This is a genomic window from Pseudomonas sp. (genome assembly GCF_049300855.1).
Classification (GTDB): Bacteria; Pseudomonadota; Gammaproteobacteria; order Pseudomonadales; family Pseudomonadaceae; genus Aquipseudomonas.
Genome location: NZ_JBAQKH010000008.1, coordinates 119,976 through 136,380, shown reverse-complemented (window position 1 = coordinate 136,380; position 16,405 = coordinate 119,976). Strand labels below are relative to the sequence as shown.

16 protein-coding genes are annotated in these 16,405 nt (G+C 61.0%); 4 read left to right on the top strand and 12 right to left on the bottom strand.

Annotation, left to right across the window (positions count from 1 at the left end):
* Positions 1–55: 55 nt before the first annotated feature.
* Complete coding sequence (locus WA225_RS02665) at positions 56–1,069, top strand: AI-2E family transporter (protein WP_064117232.1); 1,014 nt, start codon at positions 56–58, stop codon at positions 1,067–1,069.
* A 133-nt stretch (positions 1,070–1,202) separates the two neighbouring features.
* Here the strand turns inward: WA225_RS02665 and WA225_RS02660 are convergent, their stop codons facing one another.
* Positions 1,203–2,477 carry an Hsp70 family protein gene (locus WA225_RS02660; protein ID WP_422606764.1) on the bottom strand — a complete coding sequence of 425 codons (1,275 nt, stop codon included), beginning with the start codon at positions 2,475–2,477 and terminating at the stop codon, positions 1,203–1,205.
* A 291-nt stretch (positions 2,478–2,768) separates the two neighbouring features.
* Between WA225_RS02660 and WA225_RS02655 the strand changes: the two genes are divergently transcribed.
* The 3 genes from WA225_RS02655 to WA225_RS02645 all read left to right on the top strand — a co-directional run bounded on the left by WA225_RS02655 (position 2,769) and on the right by WA225_RS02645 (position 5,578).
* Positions 2,769–3,719 (top strand): DnaJ C-terminal domain-containing protein, encoded by a 951-nt coding sequence (locus WA225_RS02655; RefSeq protein ID WP_422606763.1) that lies wholly within the window; start codon positions 2,769–2,771, stop codon positions 3,717–3,719.
* 23 nt (positions 3,720–3,742) lie between these two features.
* On the top strand, positions 3,743–4,048 hold the full coding sequence (locus WA225_RS02650; protein WP_422606762.1) for a chaperone modulator CbpM: 306 nt from the start codon (positions 3,743–3,745) through the stop codon (positions 4,046–4,048).
* A gap of 138 nt (positions 4,049–4,186) precedes the next feature.
* Positions 4,187–5,578 carry a hypothetical protein gene (locus tag WA225_RS02645; RefSeq protein ID WP_422606761.1) on the top strand — a complete coding sequence of 464 codons (1,392 nt, stop codon included), beginning with the start codon at positions 4,187–4,189 and terminating at the stop codon, positions 5,576–5,578.
* Between the two features lie 46 nt (positions 5,579–5,624).
* Here the strand turns inward: WA225_RS02645 and ureC are convergent, their stop codons facing one another.
* From ureC to urtA, 11 genes are all read right to left on the bottom strand, one after another.
* Positions 5,625–7,325 (bottom strand): urease subunit alpha, encoded by a 1,701-nt coding sequence (gene ureC, locus WA225_RS02640; RefSeq protein ID WP_422606760.1) that lies wholly within the window; start codon positions 7,323–7,325, stop codon positions 5,625–5,627.
* A 201-nt stretch (positions 7,326–7,526) separates the two neighbouring features.
* Positions 7,527–7,832: an urease subunit beta gene (locus WA225_RS02635; RefSeq protein ID WP_422606759.1), complete on the bottom strand. Its 306-nt coding sequence runs from the start codon at positions 7,830–7,832 to the stop codon at positions 7,527–7,529.
* Positions 7,832–8,365 carry a GNAT family N-acetyltransferase gene (locus WA225_RS02630; RefSeq protein WP_422606758.1) on the bottom strand — a complete coding sequence of 178 codons (534 nt, stop codon included), beginning with the start codon at positions 8,363–8,365 and terminating at the stop codon, positions 7,832–7,834. Before WA225_RS02630 ends, WA225_RS02635 begins: the two co-directional genes overlap by 1 nt.
* A gap of 5 nt (positions 8,366–8,370) precedes the next feature.
* The gene (locus WA225_RS02625) at positions 8,371–8,904 is read right to left on the bottom strand and encodes a GNAT family N-acetyltransferase (RefSeq protein ID WP_422606757.1); all 534 of its coding nucleotides are present in this window, start codon (positions 8,902–8,904) and stop codon (positions 8,371–8,373) included.
* Positions 8,905–8,913: 9 nt separating this feature from the next.
* Complete coding sequence (gene ureA, locus WA225_RS02620) at positions 8,914–9,216, bottom strand: urease subunit gamma (RefSeq protein WP_008085431.1); 303 nt, start codon at positions 9,214–9,216, stop codon at positions 8,914–8,916.
* Between the two features lie 330 nt (positions 9,217–9,546).
* A complete protein-coding gene (locus tag WA225_RS02615) occupies positions 9,547–10,386 on the bottom strand; it encodes an urease accessory protein UreD (RefSeq protein ID WP_422606756.1) in 840 nt (279 codons plus the stop codon).
* A gap of 43 nt (positions 10,387–10,429) precedes the next feature.
* Positions 10,430–11,128, bottom strand: a complete 699-nt coding sequence (gene urtE / locus WA225_RS02610; RefSeq protein WP_242208463.1) for an urea ABC transporter ATP-binding subunit UrtE — start codon at positions 11,126–11,128, stop codon at positions 10,430–10,432.
* 134 nt (positions 11,129–11,262) lie between these two features.
* The gene (urtD, locus tag WA225_RS02605) at positions 11,263–12,132 is read right to left on the bottom strand and encodes an urea ABC transporter ATP-binding protein UrtD (RefSeq protein ID WP_007918913.1); all 870 of its coding nucleotides are present in this window, start codon (positions 12,130–12,132) and stop codon (positions 11,263–11,265) included.
* A complete protein-coding gene (urtC, locus tag WA225_RS02600) occupies positions 12,129–13,208 on the bottom strand; it encodes an urea ABC transporter permease subunit UrtC (protein ID WP_422606755.1) in 1,080 nt (359 codons plus the stop codon). Before urtC ends, urtD begins: the two co-directional genes overlap by 4 nt.
* A complete protein-coding gene (urtB, locus tag WA225_RS02595) occupies positions 13,208–14,710 on the bottom strand; it encodes an urea ABC transporter permease subunit UrtB (RefSeq protein ID WP_422606754.1) in 1,503 nt (500 codons plus the stop codon). Before urtB ends, urtC begins: the two co-directional genes overlap by 1 nt.
* Before the next feature lie 329 nt (positions 14,711–15,039).
* On the bottom strand, positions 15,040–16,305 hold the full coding sequence (urtA, locus tag WA225_RS02590) for an urea ABC transporter substrate-binding protein (RefSeq protein ID WP_064117243.1): 1,266 nt from the start codon (positions 16,303–16,305) through the stop codon (positions 15,040–15,042).
* Positions 16,306–16,405: the final 100 nt, after the last annotated feature.

The window sequence follows — 16,405 nt, the reverse complement described above, 5'->3', positions numbered from 1 at the left end:
ACCCCGGATCGCTGGCAGACTGCCAATCCTTTTACGCCGTTCGTTTTGAGGCTGTATGCCAACGTTTTCTGAGCGTCATGTAGTGTTCTGGGTCAGTTGCATCATCATTTTCGGCGGTTTGCTGCTGGTGCTGCCGTTGCGCTTGTTGCCCAGTCTGTTGGCCGGATTGTTGGTCTATGAACTGGTCAACATGCTCACCCCGCAACTGCAACGGCTGATCGAAGGCCGGCGCGCGCGTTGGCTGGCGGTGGCTTTGCTCGGCACACTGGTGGTGAGTGTGCTGGCGCTGATCTTCGCCGGCGCGATCAGTTTCCTCCTGCACGAAGCGGAAAACCCGGGTGCCTCGCTGGATAAATTCATGGGCGTGGTTGATCGCGCCCGTGGGCAACTGCCGCCGTTCATCGACGCTTATCTACCGGCCAGTGCCGGCGAATTTCGCGTGGCGATCGGCGAATGGCTGAGCAAGCACCTCTCCGAGTTGCAACTGGTGGGTAAAGATGCGGCGCACATGTTTGTGACGCTGCTGATCGGCATGGTGCTCGGCGCGATCATCGCCCTGCAGCGTGTGCCCGACGTCACCAAGCGCAAACCACTGGCGGCGGCGCTGTTCGATCGACTGCACCTGCTGGTTCAGGCGTTTCGCAATATCGTCTTCGCGCAGATCAAGATCGCCTTGCTCAACACGTTTTTCACCGGGATTTTCCTCGCGGTGATCCTGCCGATGTTCGGCGTCAAGCTGCCGCTGACCAAAACCCTGATCGTGCTGACCTTCCTGCTCGGTCTGTTGCCGGTGATCGGCAATCTGATTTCCAACACACTGATCACCATCGTCGGCCTGTCGCTGTCGATCTGGGTGGCAGTGGCGGCGTTGGGATACTTGATCGTTATCCACAAGCTGGAATACTTCCTCAACGCGCGCATTGTCGGCGGGCAGATCAGTGCCAAGTCGTGGGAGTTGCTGCTGGCGATGCTGGTGTTCGAGGCCGCGTTCGGCTTGCCGGGGGTGGTGGCGGGGCCGATTTATTACGCGTACCTGAAGAGCGAGTTGAAGCTGGGCGGGATGGTCTAACCGATGGATCTGTGTTGCCTGATCTAATGCTATCGCTGGCAAGCCAGCTCCCACAGGTCATGCGCCGCTTCTGAAAGTGGCGTTAATCCTGTGGGAGCTGGCTTGCCAGCGATAGGGGCAACTCGGTATCAGGTCAGTTCATTGCGCCATAGCGTTTCATCGCTTCAATCGCCAAACCGCTACCGATGCTGCCAAAGATGTTCCCTTCAACGTGCCGCGCATTCGGCAGCATCGCCGAGACGCTGTTGCGCAGCGCCGGAATCCCGCTCGAACCGCCGGTGAAGAACACCGTGTCGACCTGATCGACCGCCACACCGGCATCGTTCAACAGCTGCGTGACACTGCCGCGCACGCGCTCCAGCAGCGCATCGATCGCCGATTCAAACAGCGCGCGGCTCAGCTCCACACTCAACCCGGCCTCGATCCGGTCCAGCGGCACATGGCGGCTGTCGGTGTGGGTCAGCTGGATCTTGGTCTCTTCGACTTCCATCGCCAGCCAGTGCCCGGCGCGCTGTTCGATCAACTTGAACAACCGGTCGATGCCACCGGTGTCTTCGATGTCGTAACGCATGCTGCCCAGCGCCAGGCTGGATTTCTGTGAGTACACCGAGTTGATGGTGTGCCAGGTCGCCAGGTTCATGTGGTGACTGGTCGGCATGTAGGCGCCGCTCTTCATGCGGCTGCCGTAGCCGAACAGCGGCATCAGGCCTTGCAGGCTCAACTGTTTGTCGAAGTCGGTCCCGCCGATGTGCACGCCGCCAGTGGCGAGGATGTCATCGTGACGGTTATCGACACCACGCCGCTGCGGCGACAGGCGCACCAGCGAGAAGTCGGAGGTACCGCCGCCGATGTCGACGATCAGCACCAACTCTTCTTTTTCGATGGTCGACTCGTAGTCGAATGCAGCGGCGATCGGCTCGTACTGGAACGAGACCTCTTTGAAACCGATCTTCTTCGCCACATCGACCAACGTGTCTTCGGCCTCCTGGTCCGCCAGCGGATCGTCGTCGACAAAGAACACCGGACGCCCGAGCACCACTTGCTCGAATTCCCGACCGGCGGCGGTTTCCGCACGGCTCTTCAGTTGGCCGATGAACAGGCCAAGCAAGTCCTTGAACGGCATCGCCGTGCCGAGCACGCTGGTGTCATGCTTGATCAGCTTGGAACCGAGCAGGCTTTTCAGCGAGCGCATCAGCCGGCCTTCGTAGCCTTCCAGGTACTCGTGCAGTGCCAGACGACCGTACACCGGGCGGCGTTCCTCGATGTTGAAGAAGACCACCGACGGCAGGGTGATCTTGTCGTCTTCCAGCGCGATCATCGTTTCCATGCCGGGGCGCAGCCAGCCGACGGTGGAGTTGGACGTGCCGAAGTCGATGCCGCAGGCACGGGCTGGAGAGGCGTCTTTCATGTCTTTCGGTTCCGGTCAAAAAAACGGCCGCGCAGTGTATGTCAGTGCGCGCCAGAATCGAAGGCCGGTCATCTGCTATTTCGTGTCTAAACTGCTTGAAACTCGCAGCTTTGCCCCAAACTTGCTGGCATGGGCCGGCAGAACCACCGGCGGTCACAAGAACCGCCGTCCACTGCCGATAAACTTCTGCTGCGCCACCCGGTCACAACCTTGAGATCGGTCAACCTGGCACGCGCGAATCGGCGCATGCTGGCATCGGCGCGAAATCGATAACGGATGGTGATTCCTTCAATGGACTTCAAAGACTATTACAAGATACTCGGCGTGGAGCCGACAGCCGACGACAAGGCAATCAAGGCTGCCTATCGCAAGCTGGCGCGCAAATACCACCCCGATGTCAGCAAGGAAAAAGACGCCGAGGCCAAGTTCAAAGACGCCTCGGAAGCCTATGAAGCGCTGAAAAGCGCCGACAAACGCGCCGAATACGACGAGCTGCGCCGCTATGGCCAGCACGGTCAGCCGTTCCAGGGACCACCGGGCTGGCAGAGCCGTGGCGGCTTTGGCGGCGGCGGTGGCGACAGCGGTGACTTCTCGGACTTCTTCAGTTCGATCTTCGGCAATCGCGGCCCCGGTTTCGGTGGCGGCGAAGGTCGGCAACAACGCAGTGCAGGCCGCCGAGGGCAAGACGTGGAAATGGAACTGCCGATCTTCCTCGAAGAAACGCTTTCGAACGAATCGAAGAAGGTCACCTTCCAGGTGCCGCAATACAACGCTAACGGCCAGCACGTCAGCAACACCAGCAAGAGCCTGAACGTGAAGATCCCGGCGGGTGTGACCGACGGCGAGCGCATCCGCCTCAAAGGCCAGGGCGCACCGGGCATCGGTGGCGGGGCGAGTGGCGATCTGTACCTGACCATTCGGTTTGCGCCGCACCCGAAATTCGATGTCGAAGGTGAAAACCTCATCATCACTTTGCCGCTGGCGCCGTGGGAGCTGGCGCTGGGCGCCGAAGTGGCCGTGCCGACCCTGACCGGCAAGATCAACCTCAAGGTGCCTGCCGGTAGCCAGAACGGCCAGCGCATGCGCGCCAAGGGACATGGTCTGAAAAACAAGGCAGGCGAGCGCGGTTACCTGTTCGTGCAACTCAAAGCCGTGATGCCGAAAGCGTCCGATGATGAGGTCAAGGCACTGTGGCAGGAGCTGGCGAAGAAAGCCGCGTTCAACCCACGCGAGAACTTCTGAATTTGACGACGGAGTAGCCCATCATGAGCAGCCCCCTGATCGTTCAACTGGACCTGGCAGAATTCTGTGAGGCAGCCGACTTGTCGGACGTCTACGTGATCGAAATCGTCGAGCACGGCATCCTCGAACCTCAGGGCGCGCAGCCCCGGGAATGGCGCTTCACCGACTACGAACTGACCCTGGCCAAACGCGCCGCCAAGTTGCGGCGCGATCTGGAACTTGAGTGGGAAGGCGTCGCCCTGGCGCTGGATCTACTCGAAGAAGTGCGGGAACTGCGCGCGGAAAACCGCATGTTGCGCCAGCGGCTGGGGCGCCTGGTGGTTGAATAGTTGTGCAGGTATTTCCTGAGTTTGAACGGGCTCGCGGGTCTGATAGCTTTTCCGGTAATGGACGCGGCAATGGATGCCGGTCCCCGCAGTGCCGGCCATGCCGGTCGGTGCTGAGGAACACTACAAGGAAACGTATTGATGCCCGCAAAACCCAAGCCGCCAGCCAAAGCCACCGTCGATGTTGTTGCGCCTGCGCGAACGCCCTCTGACTCGAGCCATTGGAGAAGCGACACTCCACGGCATGCCGCGCCTGATCCGTTTGCCGTGAAAACCCCGGGCCGTATTGAGCCTGGCGGGAGCACGCCGCACACAGAGATTGCTGGTTCGCCCCCAAGGGTCAATGTCCAGCCCACAGCATCCACATCAACGGTGTTCTCCAGCGTTGAACCGAACCTGCTGCAGCAGTACTTGATCCCGGCGGCCATCGCTCTGCCGGACGCCGATGCGCAGGGACTGCGGACGCACAAGGGCCGCCAGTACGCCGATGTCCAGGGCGGTGGCCGCGTGTTGATCGGCGTGGATCCGGAATCGGGCCTGCACCGCGCCAAGCGGTCGAGCGAGTTGCAAGCTTCCGGGCCGGTGCTGGCGCACGATCCAGTCAGCCAGTTGTGGTATCCGCTGGAAGATTTCGCCGCCGATGCCACTGCGGTTCGAAAGGGCGCGCAGGCCCAACGGCACAGCGGCGATGACTACGACTGGGCACTCGAGGAACTGCCGGGCACGTTCGACGGTTCGCCGGAGCGGTTTTATCTGGCGTCCGAATCAATGCCGATCAAACCGTTTAGCGCACAAGAGCTGAACGACATGCGGCTGGCACAACCCTATTCCTTTCGCGGCAATCAGCTGGGTACCTACAATCGCGTCAACAATGGCAAGTATCCGATGAGGGATACGGCGGGGCGACCGATCCGGATTCGCACACTCGAAAGCAGAGTGACCCTGGAAACCGGCGACAAATACACCTCCGAGCAGATAAAACCCTACATAAAATTTGAAGGCTACGAAGACGTCGCCCGGCTCTATGAGGAAAAACTGCAACTGCGCCTCTTCACCGAAGCGGATGTGAAAGTGGCCGGGGAAAAGAGCCTGATCGGGCAGTACATGGTCGTGGCCAACCGGCGTATCGGCAAAGGCGAAACGGTCGGTGTCTATGGCGGGGTGCTGACGCCACTGCGCTTCATCAGCCGCAGTGAGCAAACCTTCACCATGAGTGCCGGGGCGCACATGCGTTACGGCGGTGGCAACTTCACCCCCGACCCGATCGTTATTATCGGGGATAACATTCTCTCCAGAATCAACACCCACTTCGAATACGACGCCAACGGCAAACCCATCCGCCAGGCGCCGGAAGGTTACAACGTGGTCATGGTCAGTTTTAAGGTCGAAGCGGACATGCCGCTGGGCGGCAAAACAGCCAGGCGCCCGTACGCGTTGAACACCTTGTTTGCGTCCAGGGATATTCCGGCGGGCACGGAGTTGCGCTGGAGCTACAACTACTCGGATGAAGAAATATCCTGGATATTTCCATGACCGACGTTTGAACACGGGCGGTGCTGCCCGTGTTCAAACCGGGTCGTTAAAACAGGAAGTAACGCTGCGCCATCGGCAGCGTTTCGGCCGGTTCGCACCATAGCAATACGCCGTCCGCCTTGACCTGATAGGTCTGCGGGTCGACGTCGATGTTCGGCAGATAATCGTTGTGGATCAGGTCGGTTTTCTGCACGTCGCGGCAACCTTTGACCACGGCGATTTTCTTCTTCAGCCCCAGCGTTTCGGGCAACCCGGCGGCCTCGGCGGCCTGACTGATGAAGGTCAGGCTGGTGGCGTGCAACGATCCACCGTAGCTGGCGAACATCGGGCGGTAGTGCACCGGTTGCGGGGTTGGAATCGAAGCGTTGGCATCGCCCATCAGGCTCGCGGCAATCGCGCCGCCCTTGAGAATCAGCGTCGGTTTCACGCCGAAGAACGCCGGACGCCACAGCACCAGATCCGCCCATTTCCCGACTTCCACCGAACCGACTTCATGGCTGATGCCATGGGTGATCGCCGGGTTGATGGTGTACTTGGCGATATAGCGTTTGGCGCGGAAGTTGTCGTTGCCGGCGCCGTCCTGCGGCAGTGGGCCGCGCTGCTTTTTCATCTTGTCGGCGGTCTGCCAGGTGCGTGTGATGACTTCGCCGACGCGGCCCATGGCCTGGCTGTCGGAGCTGATCATCGAGAAGGCGCCGAGGTCGTGGAGGATGTCTTCGGCGGCAATCGTTTCGCGACGGATGCGGCTTTCGGCAAAGGCGACGTCTTCGGCGATGCTCGGGTCGAGGTGATGGCAGACCATCAGCATGTCGAGGTGTTCATCGATGGTGTTGCGCGTGAATGGCCGGGTCGGATTGGTCGAACTCGGCAGCACGTTGGGAAAACCGCAGGCCTTGATGATGTCCGGCGCATGACCGCCACCGGCACCTTCGGTGTGATAGGTGTGGATGGTGCGGCCCTTGAACGCGCCGAGGGTGGTTTCGACGAAACCGGACTCGTTGAGGGTGTCGGTGTGAATCGCCACCTGCACGTCGAACTGGTCGGCGACGCTCAGGCAGTTGTCGATGCTCGCCGGGGTGGTGCCCCAGTCTTCGTGCAGCTTGAGGCCGATGGCGCCGGCCTTGACCTGCTCGATCAACGGCTCGGGCAGGCTGGCGTTGCCCTTGCCGGTGAGGCCAATGTTCATCGGGAAGGCGTCGGCGGCCTGAAGCATGCGCGCCAGGTGCCATGGGCCGGAGGTGCAAGTGGTGGCATTGGTGCCGGTGGCCGGTCCCGTGCCGCCGCCGATCATGGTGGTGACGCCGCTCATCAGCGCTTCTTCGATCTGCTGCGGGCAGATGAAGTGGATGTGCGTGTCGATGCCGCCAGCGGTGAGGATCATGCCTTCGCCGGCGATCACTTCGGTGCTGGCGCCGATGGCGATGGTCACGTTGGGTTGCACGTCGGGGTTGCCGGCCTTGCCGATCGCGGCGATGCGGCCGTCCTTGAGGCCGACGTCGGCTTTGACGATGCCCCAGTGGTCGATGATCAGCGCGTTGGTGATCAGCGTGTCGACCACTTCGGCGGCCAATAGTTGGCTTTGGCCCTGGCCGTCGCGGATGACTTTGCCGCCACCGAATTTCACTTCTTCGCCGTAGGTGGTGAAGTCTTTTTCGACTTCGATCCACAGCTCGGTGTCGGCCAGGCGCACCTTGTCGCCGACGGTGGGGCCGAACATGTCGGCGTAGGCTTGTCTGGAAATCTTCATGCGGCGTCCTTCAGGAAAATAGTGGTGAGCCATCGACCCTCACCCTGGCCCTCTCCCAGAGGGAGAGGGGACTGATCGCGGTGGAGCGGCTTCGGTGATCAGCTTCGGCGAGGGGACTGTACGCGGTGGGCCGGTTATCGGTGATCGGCTCCCTCTCCCTCGGGAGAGGGCTGGGGTGAGGGGCAGCGGTGCACGCCGATGTCAGAGGTCACCCATGACCCGCCCGGCAAAGCCGAACACCCGCCGATGCCCGGCGTAATCCACCAGCTCGACTTCGCGACTCTGCCCCGGTTCAAAACGCACCGCCGTCCCCGCCGCAATGTTCAGGCGCATGCCACGGCTGGCCGCGCGATCGAAGGTCAGCGCGTCGTTGGTTTCAAAGAAGTGATAGTGCGAGCCGACCTGAATTGGCCGGTCGCCGCTGTTGGCGACTTTCAGGCGGACGGTGCGGCGGCCGACGTTGAGTTCGATGTCGCCGGGCTGGATCTGGTATTCGCCAGGAATCATCACTGGGCTCCTTGCAGAATCTTGTAATAGAGGGCGGTCGGGCGGTATGTACCCTGTGGGTCGCAGGCGTAATCGGGAATGGCTCCCGCGCGGGTGTAACCCAACGCCTTGTAGAAATCTTCGGCGGGCGAACCGGCTTCGGTGTCGAGATAGAGCATGCCGCGCTTGTGCTTGGGCGCTTCGACTTCCAGGGCGGTCATCAATTGCTGGCCGAGGCCGCGACGCCGCGCGTGTTCGCGCACCAGCAGTTTCTGCACCTCGGCACGATTGAGGCCGTTGGCCTTCTGGCACAGGCCCAGTTGCACACTGGCCAATACCTGTTCGTCCTTGACCACCACCCAGAGCAGGACACTGCCCTTGCTGACGTTGTCCTGCACTTCATCGAAGTAGGCGCGCGCCTGCGCGGCATCGAGGTCGGCCATGAAGCCGACGCTGGCGCCGTAACCCACGGCATCGAGCAACAGGTCGATCAGGCCCTGACGGTAATGCGCAAAACTTTCAGCGTTGACGCGGCGCAGCTGGGCGGCGTTCATCAATGTCACTCCTTGTTTGCGTCTGGCGGCTCCGCGCCGGGGTTGAGGGGCAATTGCATAAAGGTCAGGTCGAGCCAGCGGCCGAACTTGGTGCCGACTTGCGGCATCTGCCCGGTGATACTGAAACCGGCGCGTTCGTGCAGGCGAATCGAGGCGGCGTTACCGCTTTCAATGGCGGCGACCATCACGTGTTTGCCGCAGGTCTTCGCCCGTTCGATCAGTGCGGTCATCAGTTGCGGGCCGAGGCCGTTGCCGCGCTGATCGCTGCGCACGTAGACCGAGTGCTCGACGGTGTGGCGGAAACCGTCGAACGGCCGCCAGTCACCGAAGGAAGCGTAGCCGAGCACACTGTTGTCGGCGTCGACGATCACCAGAATCGGATAAGCCTGGGCCTGGCGGGCGCTGAACCACGCCTGGCGGTTGCCGAGGTCGACGGCCTGTTCATTCCAGATCGCCGTGGTGTTGAGCACGGCGTCGTTGTAGATGTCGCGGATCGCCGGCAGATCGGCGTGAACGGCATCGCGAATGGAGTAAGTCATGGCGCGGCCTCAAACGATCGGTTGGTGAACGGTGACCAGTTTGGTGCCGTCGGGGAACGTCGCTTCGACTTGAATCTCCGGGATCATTTCCGGGATGCCTTCCATCACTTGTTCGCGGCTGAGCAGGGTAGTGCCGAAGTGCATCAGCTCGGCCACCGTCCGGCCGTCACGCGCGCCTTCAAGCAGGGCGGCGGAGATGTAGGCCATGGCTTCCGGGTAATTGAGTTTCACGCCGCGCGCCAAACGCCGCTCGGCGACGAGGCCGGCGGTGAAGATCAGCAGCTTGTCTTTTTCGCGTGGGGTCAGGTCCATTGGGGGGTTCCATCAGGGCAGATTTGTGAGGTTCTTGCGGGCGCGGGGTGCCAGTTGCAGCAGCCCCTCACCCTAACCCTCTCCCGAGGGAGAGGGGACTGAACTCGGTTGTTTTCAATGGCCGGTTCAGTCAGCAGTATTGGTTCAGGCAGTTGAATTCATTTCAGACGACTCGGTCAGGCTCCCTCCTTCGAGGGAGAGGGGACTGATCTCGGTTGTCTTCAGTGGCCGGTTCAGTCAGCAGTATTCGTTCAGGCAGTTGAATCATTTCAAACGACTCGGTCAGGCTCCCTCTCCCTCCGGGAGAGGGCGGGGGGGGGAGGGGCTTTTTCAGGTGCTCCATATTCGGGGAGAAATCGCGTCACGCCCGAGCAGGGCCGGTCTGAGCAAGCGCCATAAATCGATAAGCCAGGCGCGGGCGAGCAGTGCTTCAGACGCCAGACAACGGGCGACCAAAAGGCCCGGCAACTGGGTCAAATCCCCACGCACCTCATGACCCAGCGAACGACAACGCTCCAGCAATTCAGCCTCAATCTCGCCGGTGACCAGCAACGTCGCAAACACCGGATTGCCATCCAGGCCGATCGGCGAATCAAGCAAGCCATCGCCGCCGACAATGCGCTGGCGCTCATGCCAGAGCAATCGACCGTCGCGGCGAATGTCCAGATGCGCCTGAAAGTGCCCACGCTCGAAACGCTCGCCACTGGCCGGGCGACCCAGCGCCACCACATCCCAATAGAACAGCCGCGCGTCACCTTCAAGATCGATCGAAGTGGTGAGTTCAGCCTGCGCGGCGCTGTAGACGATGGTCTCTTGCGGCAGCCATTCCAGCGTCGCCCCGTTCGCCACCTGCAAGTCGAGCTTCTGATAAGCCGGCCCACCGGCGCGATACCACTTGGCCGCGCCGGGGCTGGTGATCTGTGCCCAGGCGTCTTGCTCGACGCGCGCGCTGATGTCCAGCCGATCACCACCGGCAATCCCGCCCGGCGGGTGGACGATGATGTGCTGACACACTTCGGGGCCTTCGGCATACAGGTGCTTTTGCACCCGCAGCGGGCCGAGATGGCGACGCAGAACCGGGCGCGTGCAGTCGCCGAAACGGGCGTAGGCGAGCTCCAGCGCGGCGTGCCAGCTCGGGGTAAACAGGGCAGGTGCAACAGTCGAATTCATGGTTTGTAATTATCGTTAGGAAGCTACAGATTAGTTCGTTGTACTAGATCGTTACCAGCCCGCGCACACCTTCGGCCTCCATATTTTCACCGCGACCCTGCTGGACGATCTCGCCCCGCGACATCACCAGGTATTGATCGGCCAGCTCCGCGGCGAAATCGTAGAATTGCTCGACCAGCAAAATCGCCATGTCACCGCGTTCCGCGAGTTTCTTGATCACTGCGCCGATCTCTTTGATTACCGAGGGTTGAATGCCTTCGGTCGGCTCATCGAGGATCAGCAAACGCGGACGGCTGGCCAAGGCGCGGCCGATCGCCAACTGCTGTTGCTGACCGCCGGAGAGGTCACCGCCGCGACGCTGCTTCATTTGTAGCAGTACCGGGAACAGTTCGTAGATGAAACTTGGCACTTCTTTGGCTTCGCTGCCGGGAAACCGTGACAGACCCATCAACAGATTTTCTTCCACGGTCAGGCGTCCGAAGATCTCGCGGCCCTGTGGCACATAGGCAATTCCGGCGTGAACACGCTGGTGCGGCTTGAACGTGGTGATCGCTTTGCCTTCCCAGTTCACCGCACCTTCTTTGGCCGGCAGCAGGCCCATCAGGCATTTGAGCAGGGTGGTCTTGCCCACGCCGTTACGGCCGAGCAGGCAGGTGACTTCACCGACCTTCACGTCGAACGAGAGACCGCGCAGGATGTGGCTACCGCCGTAGTACTGGTGCAGCTTGTCGACTTGCAGCATGTCAAAAGTCTCCCCGGTGATCGTTCCCACGCTCTGCGTGGGAACGTATCCCGTGACGCTCCGCGTCACATAACGGCGGACGCAGAGCGTCCATGGCGGCATCCCCACGCAGAGCGTGGGAACGATCTGAGTCTTCAGCGGCCGAGGTAAACCTCGATCACGCGCTCGTTTTCCTGCACTTGCTCAAGTGACCCTTCGGCCAGCACGCTGCCCTGGTGCAACACCGTGACGTGGTCGGCAATCGAGCCGACAAAGCCCATGTCATGCTCCACCACCATCAGCGAATGCTTGCCCGCCAGGCTCTTGAACAACTCAGCGGTGAACTCGGTTTCCGCATCGGTCATCCCCGCCACCGGCTCATCGAGCAGCAGCAGTTGCGGGTCCTGCATCAGCAACATGCCGATCTCGAGAAACTGCTTCTGCCCATGGGACAGCAGACCAGCCTGACGATTGACCGAGGTGGTCAGGCGAATCGTCTCCAGCACTTCGCTGATGCGGTCTTTCTGTTCGCCACTCAAGCGCGCACGCAAACTGGCCCACACCGACTTGTCGGTCTTTTGCGCCAGCTCAAGGTTTTCAAACACGCTCAGCGCTTCGAACACTGTCGGCTTCTGAAACTTGCGACCGATGCCAGCCTGAGCAATCTGCACTTCACTCATCTGCGTCAGGTCCAGGGTTTCACCGAACCACGCCTTGCCGTGACTCGGTCGAGTCTTGCCAGTGATCACGTCCATCAGCGTGGTCTTGCCCGCGCCGTTGGGGCCGATGATGCAGCGCAATTCGCCGACGCCGATGTACAGGTTGAGATTGTTCAGCGCGCGGAAGCCGTCGAAGCTGACGCTGATGTCTTCCAGGGTGAGGATCGTGCCGTGACGGGTGTCGAGGCCCGGGCCTACGCGCTGGCCGAGGCCGATCGAGTCGCGGCTGGTGCCGGCATCCTTGTTCGGCTCGACGGGAAAGAAGGCCGGTTCCAGCATGAATTCAGCGCTCGCCGTGACTCTCATTGTTCACCTCGTTTCTTCAGCAGACCGATCACGCCTTTGGGCAAGTACAGCGTCACGACGATGAACAGTGCGCCGAGGAAGAACAGCCAGTACTCCGGGAACGCCACGGTGAACCAGCTCTTCATGCCGTTGACCACACCGGCGCCGAGCAGCGGGCCGATCAGCGTGCCACGGCCGCCAAGGGCAACCCACACGGCAGCCTCGATCGAGTTGGTCGGCGACATTTCGCTCGGGTTGATGATGCCGACTTGCGGCACATACAACGCCCCGGCCAGACCACACAACACCGCACTCAACACCCACACGAACAACTTGAAACCGCGCGGGTCGTAGCCGCAGAACATCAAGCGATTTTCCGCATCGCGCAGCGCGGTCAGCACGCGACCGAACTTGCTCTGCGCCAGGCGCCAGCCGATGAACAGACTCGCGACCAGCAACAACACCGTGGCCAGAAACAACACCGCGCGCGTGCCCGGCTCAGTGATGCCGAAACCGAGAATCGTGCGGAAATTGGTGAAGCCGTTGTTGCCGCCAAACCCGGTTTCGTTGCGGAAAAACAACAACATCCCGGCGAAGGTCAGGGCCTGGGTCATGATCGAGAAATACACGCCTTTGATCCGCGAGCGGAAGGCGAAGAAACCAAACACCAGCGCCAGCAAACCCGGCGCCAGCACCACCAGACACATGGCCCAGACGAAGCTGCTGGTGCCAGTCCAGTACCATGGCAATTCGCTCCAAGACAGGAAGGTCATGAACGCCGGCAAGCCATCGCCGGCGGCCTGACGCATCAGGTACATGCCCATCGCATAACCGCCGAGGGCGAAGAACAGACCGTGGCCCAGCGACAGCAAACCGGCGTAACCCCAGACCAGGTCCAGCGCCAGGGCGACGATGGCGTAGCAGAGGATTTTGCCGACCAGTGTCAGCGTATACGCCGAGACCGACAGTGCACTTTCCGCCGGCAACAACGACAACAGCGGCAGGGCGATCAGCAACGCGAGAATCACCGCGCCGACCGCGATGGTGATTTTTGGGCCGGCCTTTTGCGTGGCCGTGACTAACAGAGGCTGGTTCATCAGTCGATCACCCGTCCTTTCAGTGCGAAGAGGCCTTGCGGACGTTTCTGGATAAACAGAATGATCAGCGCGAGGATCAGGATCTTGCCGAGCACCGCACCGATCTGCGGTTCGAGAATCTTGTTGGCGATGCCCAGGCCGAAGGCTGCGAGCACGCTACCGGCCAACTGGCCGACGCCGCCGAGCACCACCACCAGGAACGAGTCGATGATGTAGCTCTGGCCAAGGTCCGGGCCGACGTTGCCGATCTGGCTCAGCGCCACACCACCGAGGCCGGCGATGCCCGAACCGAGGCCAAAGGCGAGCATGTCGACGCGACCGGTCGGCACACCGCAGCAGGCCGCCATGTTGCGGTTCTGGGTGACGGCGCGGACGTTGAGACCGAGGCGGGTTTTGTTCAGCAGCAGCCAGGTCAGCACCACCACAAACAAGGCGAAAGCGATGATCACGATGCGGTTGTACGGCAGCACCAGATTCGGCAGCACTTGAATGCCGCCGGACAGCCATGCCGGGTTGGCGACCTCAACGTTCTGCGCGCCGAACAACAAACGGACAAGCTGAATCAGCATCAGGCTGATGCCCCACGTGGCGAGCAGGGTTTCCAGCGGTCGGCCGTAGAGGTGACGAATCACCGTGCGCTCCAGCGCCATGCCGATTGCGGCCGTGACAAAGAACGCGACCGGCAGGGCGATCAACGGATAGAACTCAATCGCTTGCGGCGCGTAACGCTGGAACATCAACTGCACCACGTACGTCGAGTAGGCGCCGAGCATCAGCATCTCGCCGTGAGCCATGTTGATCACGCCGAGCAGGCCAAACGTGATCGCCAGACCGAGCGCCGCCAGCAGCAGGATCGAACCGAGCGACATGCCACTGAAGGCTTGACCGAGGATCTCGCCGATCAGCAGTTTGCGTTTGACCTGGGCGAGGCTGGTTTCGGCGGCGGTGCGCACATTGGTATCGGCTTCGACGCCGGGTTCGAGCAAACCTTCGAGGCGCGTGCGCGCCAGTGGATCGCCGGTTTCGCCGAGCAATCGTACTGCAGCGAGGCGCACGGCAGGGTCAGTGTCGACCAGTTGCAGATTGGCCAATGCGAGGCTCAGGGCGGCGTGGACGCTTTGATCTTTTTCGCCAGCGAGTTGCTGGTCGAGGAATTTCAGCTGCGCGGGTTTCGCGCTTTTCTGCAATTGCTGCGCTGCAGTCAGACGGATTTTGGCGTCGGCGGCGAGCAATTGGTGGCTGGCCATGGCGGTGTCGATCAGACCCCGCAAGCGGTTATTCAGGCGCAGGGTTTTCGGTTGGCCGTCGATGGTCAATTCGCCTTGTTGCAGGGCGTTGATCAGTTCGATACGCGCCGGATCGGGCTGCGCGGCCCAGGTTTCCAGGAGTTTGGCCTGTTGCACGGGATTGGCCGCGACGAAGTCTTCGGCATCGCCGGCGTGGGACAGCATCGGCAGCAATAGTGCGATGGCACAGATAAAGCGGTAGAGAGCAGTGGGCATTGGTGGTGTCCTGTTCAACCGCCCCTCACCCTAACCCTCTCCCGGAGGGAGAGGGGACTGACCGAGGTGTCTGGACGATATTTTGCGACCTGCGAATTCGAGTCGAACTCAAGCTTTGAAAAGCACGAAGATCGGCTCCCTTTCCCCCTCTCCCTCTTGAAAACGAGGGGACTGACCGAGGTGTTTGGACGATGTGCTGCGACCTGCGAATTCGAGTCGAACTCAGGCTTTGAAAAGCATGAAGCTCGGCTCCCTTTCCCCCTCTCCCTGAGGGAGAGGGCTGGGGTGAGGGGGGAAATCTAAAGCCCACCTCAAAAACTGAATCCGCCTCAGTTGCTCTTCACCGCATAATCCGGCTTCTTGTCGTTGCCCTGAATGAACGGGCTCCACGGTTGCGCACGGATCGGCCCTTCGGTCTGCCATACCACGTTGAACTGACCATCAGCCTGAATCTCGCCGATCATCACCGGTTTGTGCAGGTGGTGGTTGGTCTTGTCCATGGTCAGCGTATAACCCGACGGTGCGGCAAATGTCTGCCCGGCCAGCGCTTCACGCACCTTGTCGACGTCAGTGGATTTGGCTTTCTCAACTGCCTGCGCCCACATGTGGATGCCGACGTAAGTGGCTTCCATCGGGTCGTTGGTCACGGCTTTGTCGGCGCCCGGCAGGTTGTGTTTCTTCGCGTAGGCTTTCCAGTCATCGACGAACTTCTTGTTCACCGGGTTCTCGACGGATTCGAAGTAGTTCCACGCCGCGAGGTTGCCCACCAGCGGTTTGGTGTCGATGCCGCGCAGTTCTTCTTCGCCAACCGAGAACGCTACAACCGGTACGTCGGTGGCTTTCAGACCCTGGTTAGCCAGTTCTTTGTAGAACGGCACGTTGGAGTCACCGTTAACCGTCGAGATGACGGCAGTCTTGCCACCAGCGGAGAATTTTTTGATGTTGGCGACGATGGTTTGATAGTCGCTGTGACCGAACGGCGTGTAGACCTCTTCGATGTCCTTGTCGGCGACGCCTTTGGAATGCAGGAACGAACGCAGAATCTTGTTGGTGGTGCGCGGGTAGACATAGTCGGTGCCGAGCAGGAAGTAGCGCTTGGCGCTGCCGCCTTCTTCGCTCATCAGGTATTCAACCGCCGGAATCGCTTGCTGGTTCGGCGCGGCGCCGGTGTAGAAGACGTTCGGCGACATCTCTTCGCCTTCGTATTGCACCGGGTAGAACAGCAGGCCGTTGAGCTCTTCGAACACCGGCAGCACCGATTTACGCGATACGGAAGTCCAGCAGCCGAACACCACGGCCACCTTGTCTTGCGTCAGCAACTGCCGACCCTTTTCGGCGAACAGTGGCCAGTTCGATGCCGGGTCAACCACCACCGGCTCAAGCATCTTGCCGTTGACGCCGCCCTTGGCGTTGATCTCATCGATGGTCATCAGCGCCATGTCTTTTAGCGACGTTTCGGAGATCGCCATGGTGCCGGACAACGAATGCAGAATCCCGACCTTGATGGTCTCGGCGGCCTGGACAGTCCAGGTCATGCCCATCGCGGCAATGGATGCCGTGAGTGTGAAAGCCTTGATCAAACTGCGACGCTTCATTGTGCGATCTCCATGAACGTTTGAAGTTTTTTTGGTTGGCAGATGCGGACGACTGAAGGTGTGTTTTGCAAGGGCTGTGCCCGGTCGGGATCGGGCCGCG

Excerpts from the sequence above, each read along its gene's own strand:
- WA225_RS02665 (WP_064117232.1), top strand. The coding sequence starts at position 56 with ATGCCAACGTTTTCTGAGCGTCATGTAGTGTTCTGGGTCAGTTGCATC.
- WA225_RS02660 (WP_422606764.1), bottom strand. The coding sequence starts at position 2,477 with ATGAAAGACGCCTCTCCAGCCCGTGCCTGCGGCATCGACTTCGGCACG.
- WA225_RS02655 (WP_422606763.1), top strand. The coding sequence starts at position 2,769 with ATGGACTTCAAAGACTATTACAAGATACTCGGCGTGGAGCCGACAGCC.
- WA225_RS02650 (WP_422606762.1), top strand. The coding sequence starts at position 3,743 with ATGAGCAGCCCCCTGATCGTTCAACTGGACCTGGCAGAATTCTGTGAG.
- WA225_RS02645 (WP_422606761.1), top strand. The coding sequence starts at position 4,187 with ATGCCCGCAAAACCCAAGCCGCCAGCCAAAGCCACCGTCGATGTTGTT.
- ureC (WP_422606760.1), bottom strand. The coding sequence starts at position 7,325 with ATGAAGATTTCCAGACAAGCCTACGCCGACATGTTCGGCCCCACCGTC.
- WA225_RS02635 (WP_422606759.1), bottom strand. The coding sequence starts at position 7,832 with ATGATTCCTGGCGAATACCAGATCCAGCCCGGCGACATCGAACTCAAC.
- WA225_RS02630 (WP_422606758.1), bottom strand. The coding sequence starts at position 8,365 with ATGAACGCCGCCCAGCTGCGCCGCGTCAACGCTGAAAGTTTTGCGCAT.
- WA225_RS02625 (WP_422606757.1), bottom strand. The coding sequence starts at position 8,904 with ATGACTTACTCCATTCGCGATGCCGTTCACGCCGATCTGCCGGCGATC.
- ureA (WP_008085431.1), bottom strand. The coding sequence starts at position 9,216 with ATGGACCTGACCCCACGCGAAAAAGACAAGCTGCTGATCTTCACCGCC.
- WA225_RS02615 (WP_422606756.1), bottom strand. The coding sequence starts at position 10,386 with ATGAATTCGACTGTTGCACCTGCCCTGTTTACCCCGAGCTGGCACGCC.
- urtE (WP_242208463.1), bottom strand. The coding sequence starts at position 11,128 with ATGCTGCAAGTCGACAAGCTGCACCAGTACTACGGCGGTAGCCACATC.
- urtD (WP_007918913.1), bottom strand. The coding sequence starts at position 12,132 with ATGAGAGTCACGGCGAGCGCTGAATTCATGCTGGAACCGGCCTTCTTT.
- urtC (WP_422606755.1), bottom strand. The coding sequence starts at position 13,208 with ATGAACCAGCCTCTGTTAGTCACGGCCACGCAAAAGGCCGGCCCAAAA.
- urtB (WP_422606754.1), bottom strand. The coding sequence starts at position 14,710 with ATGCCCACTGCTCTCTACCGCTTTATCTGTGCCATCGCACTATTGCTG.
- urtA (WP_064117243.1), bottom strand. The coding sequence starts at position 16,305 with ATGAAGCGTCGCAGTTTGATCAAGGCTTTCACACTCACGGCATCCATT.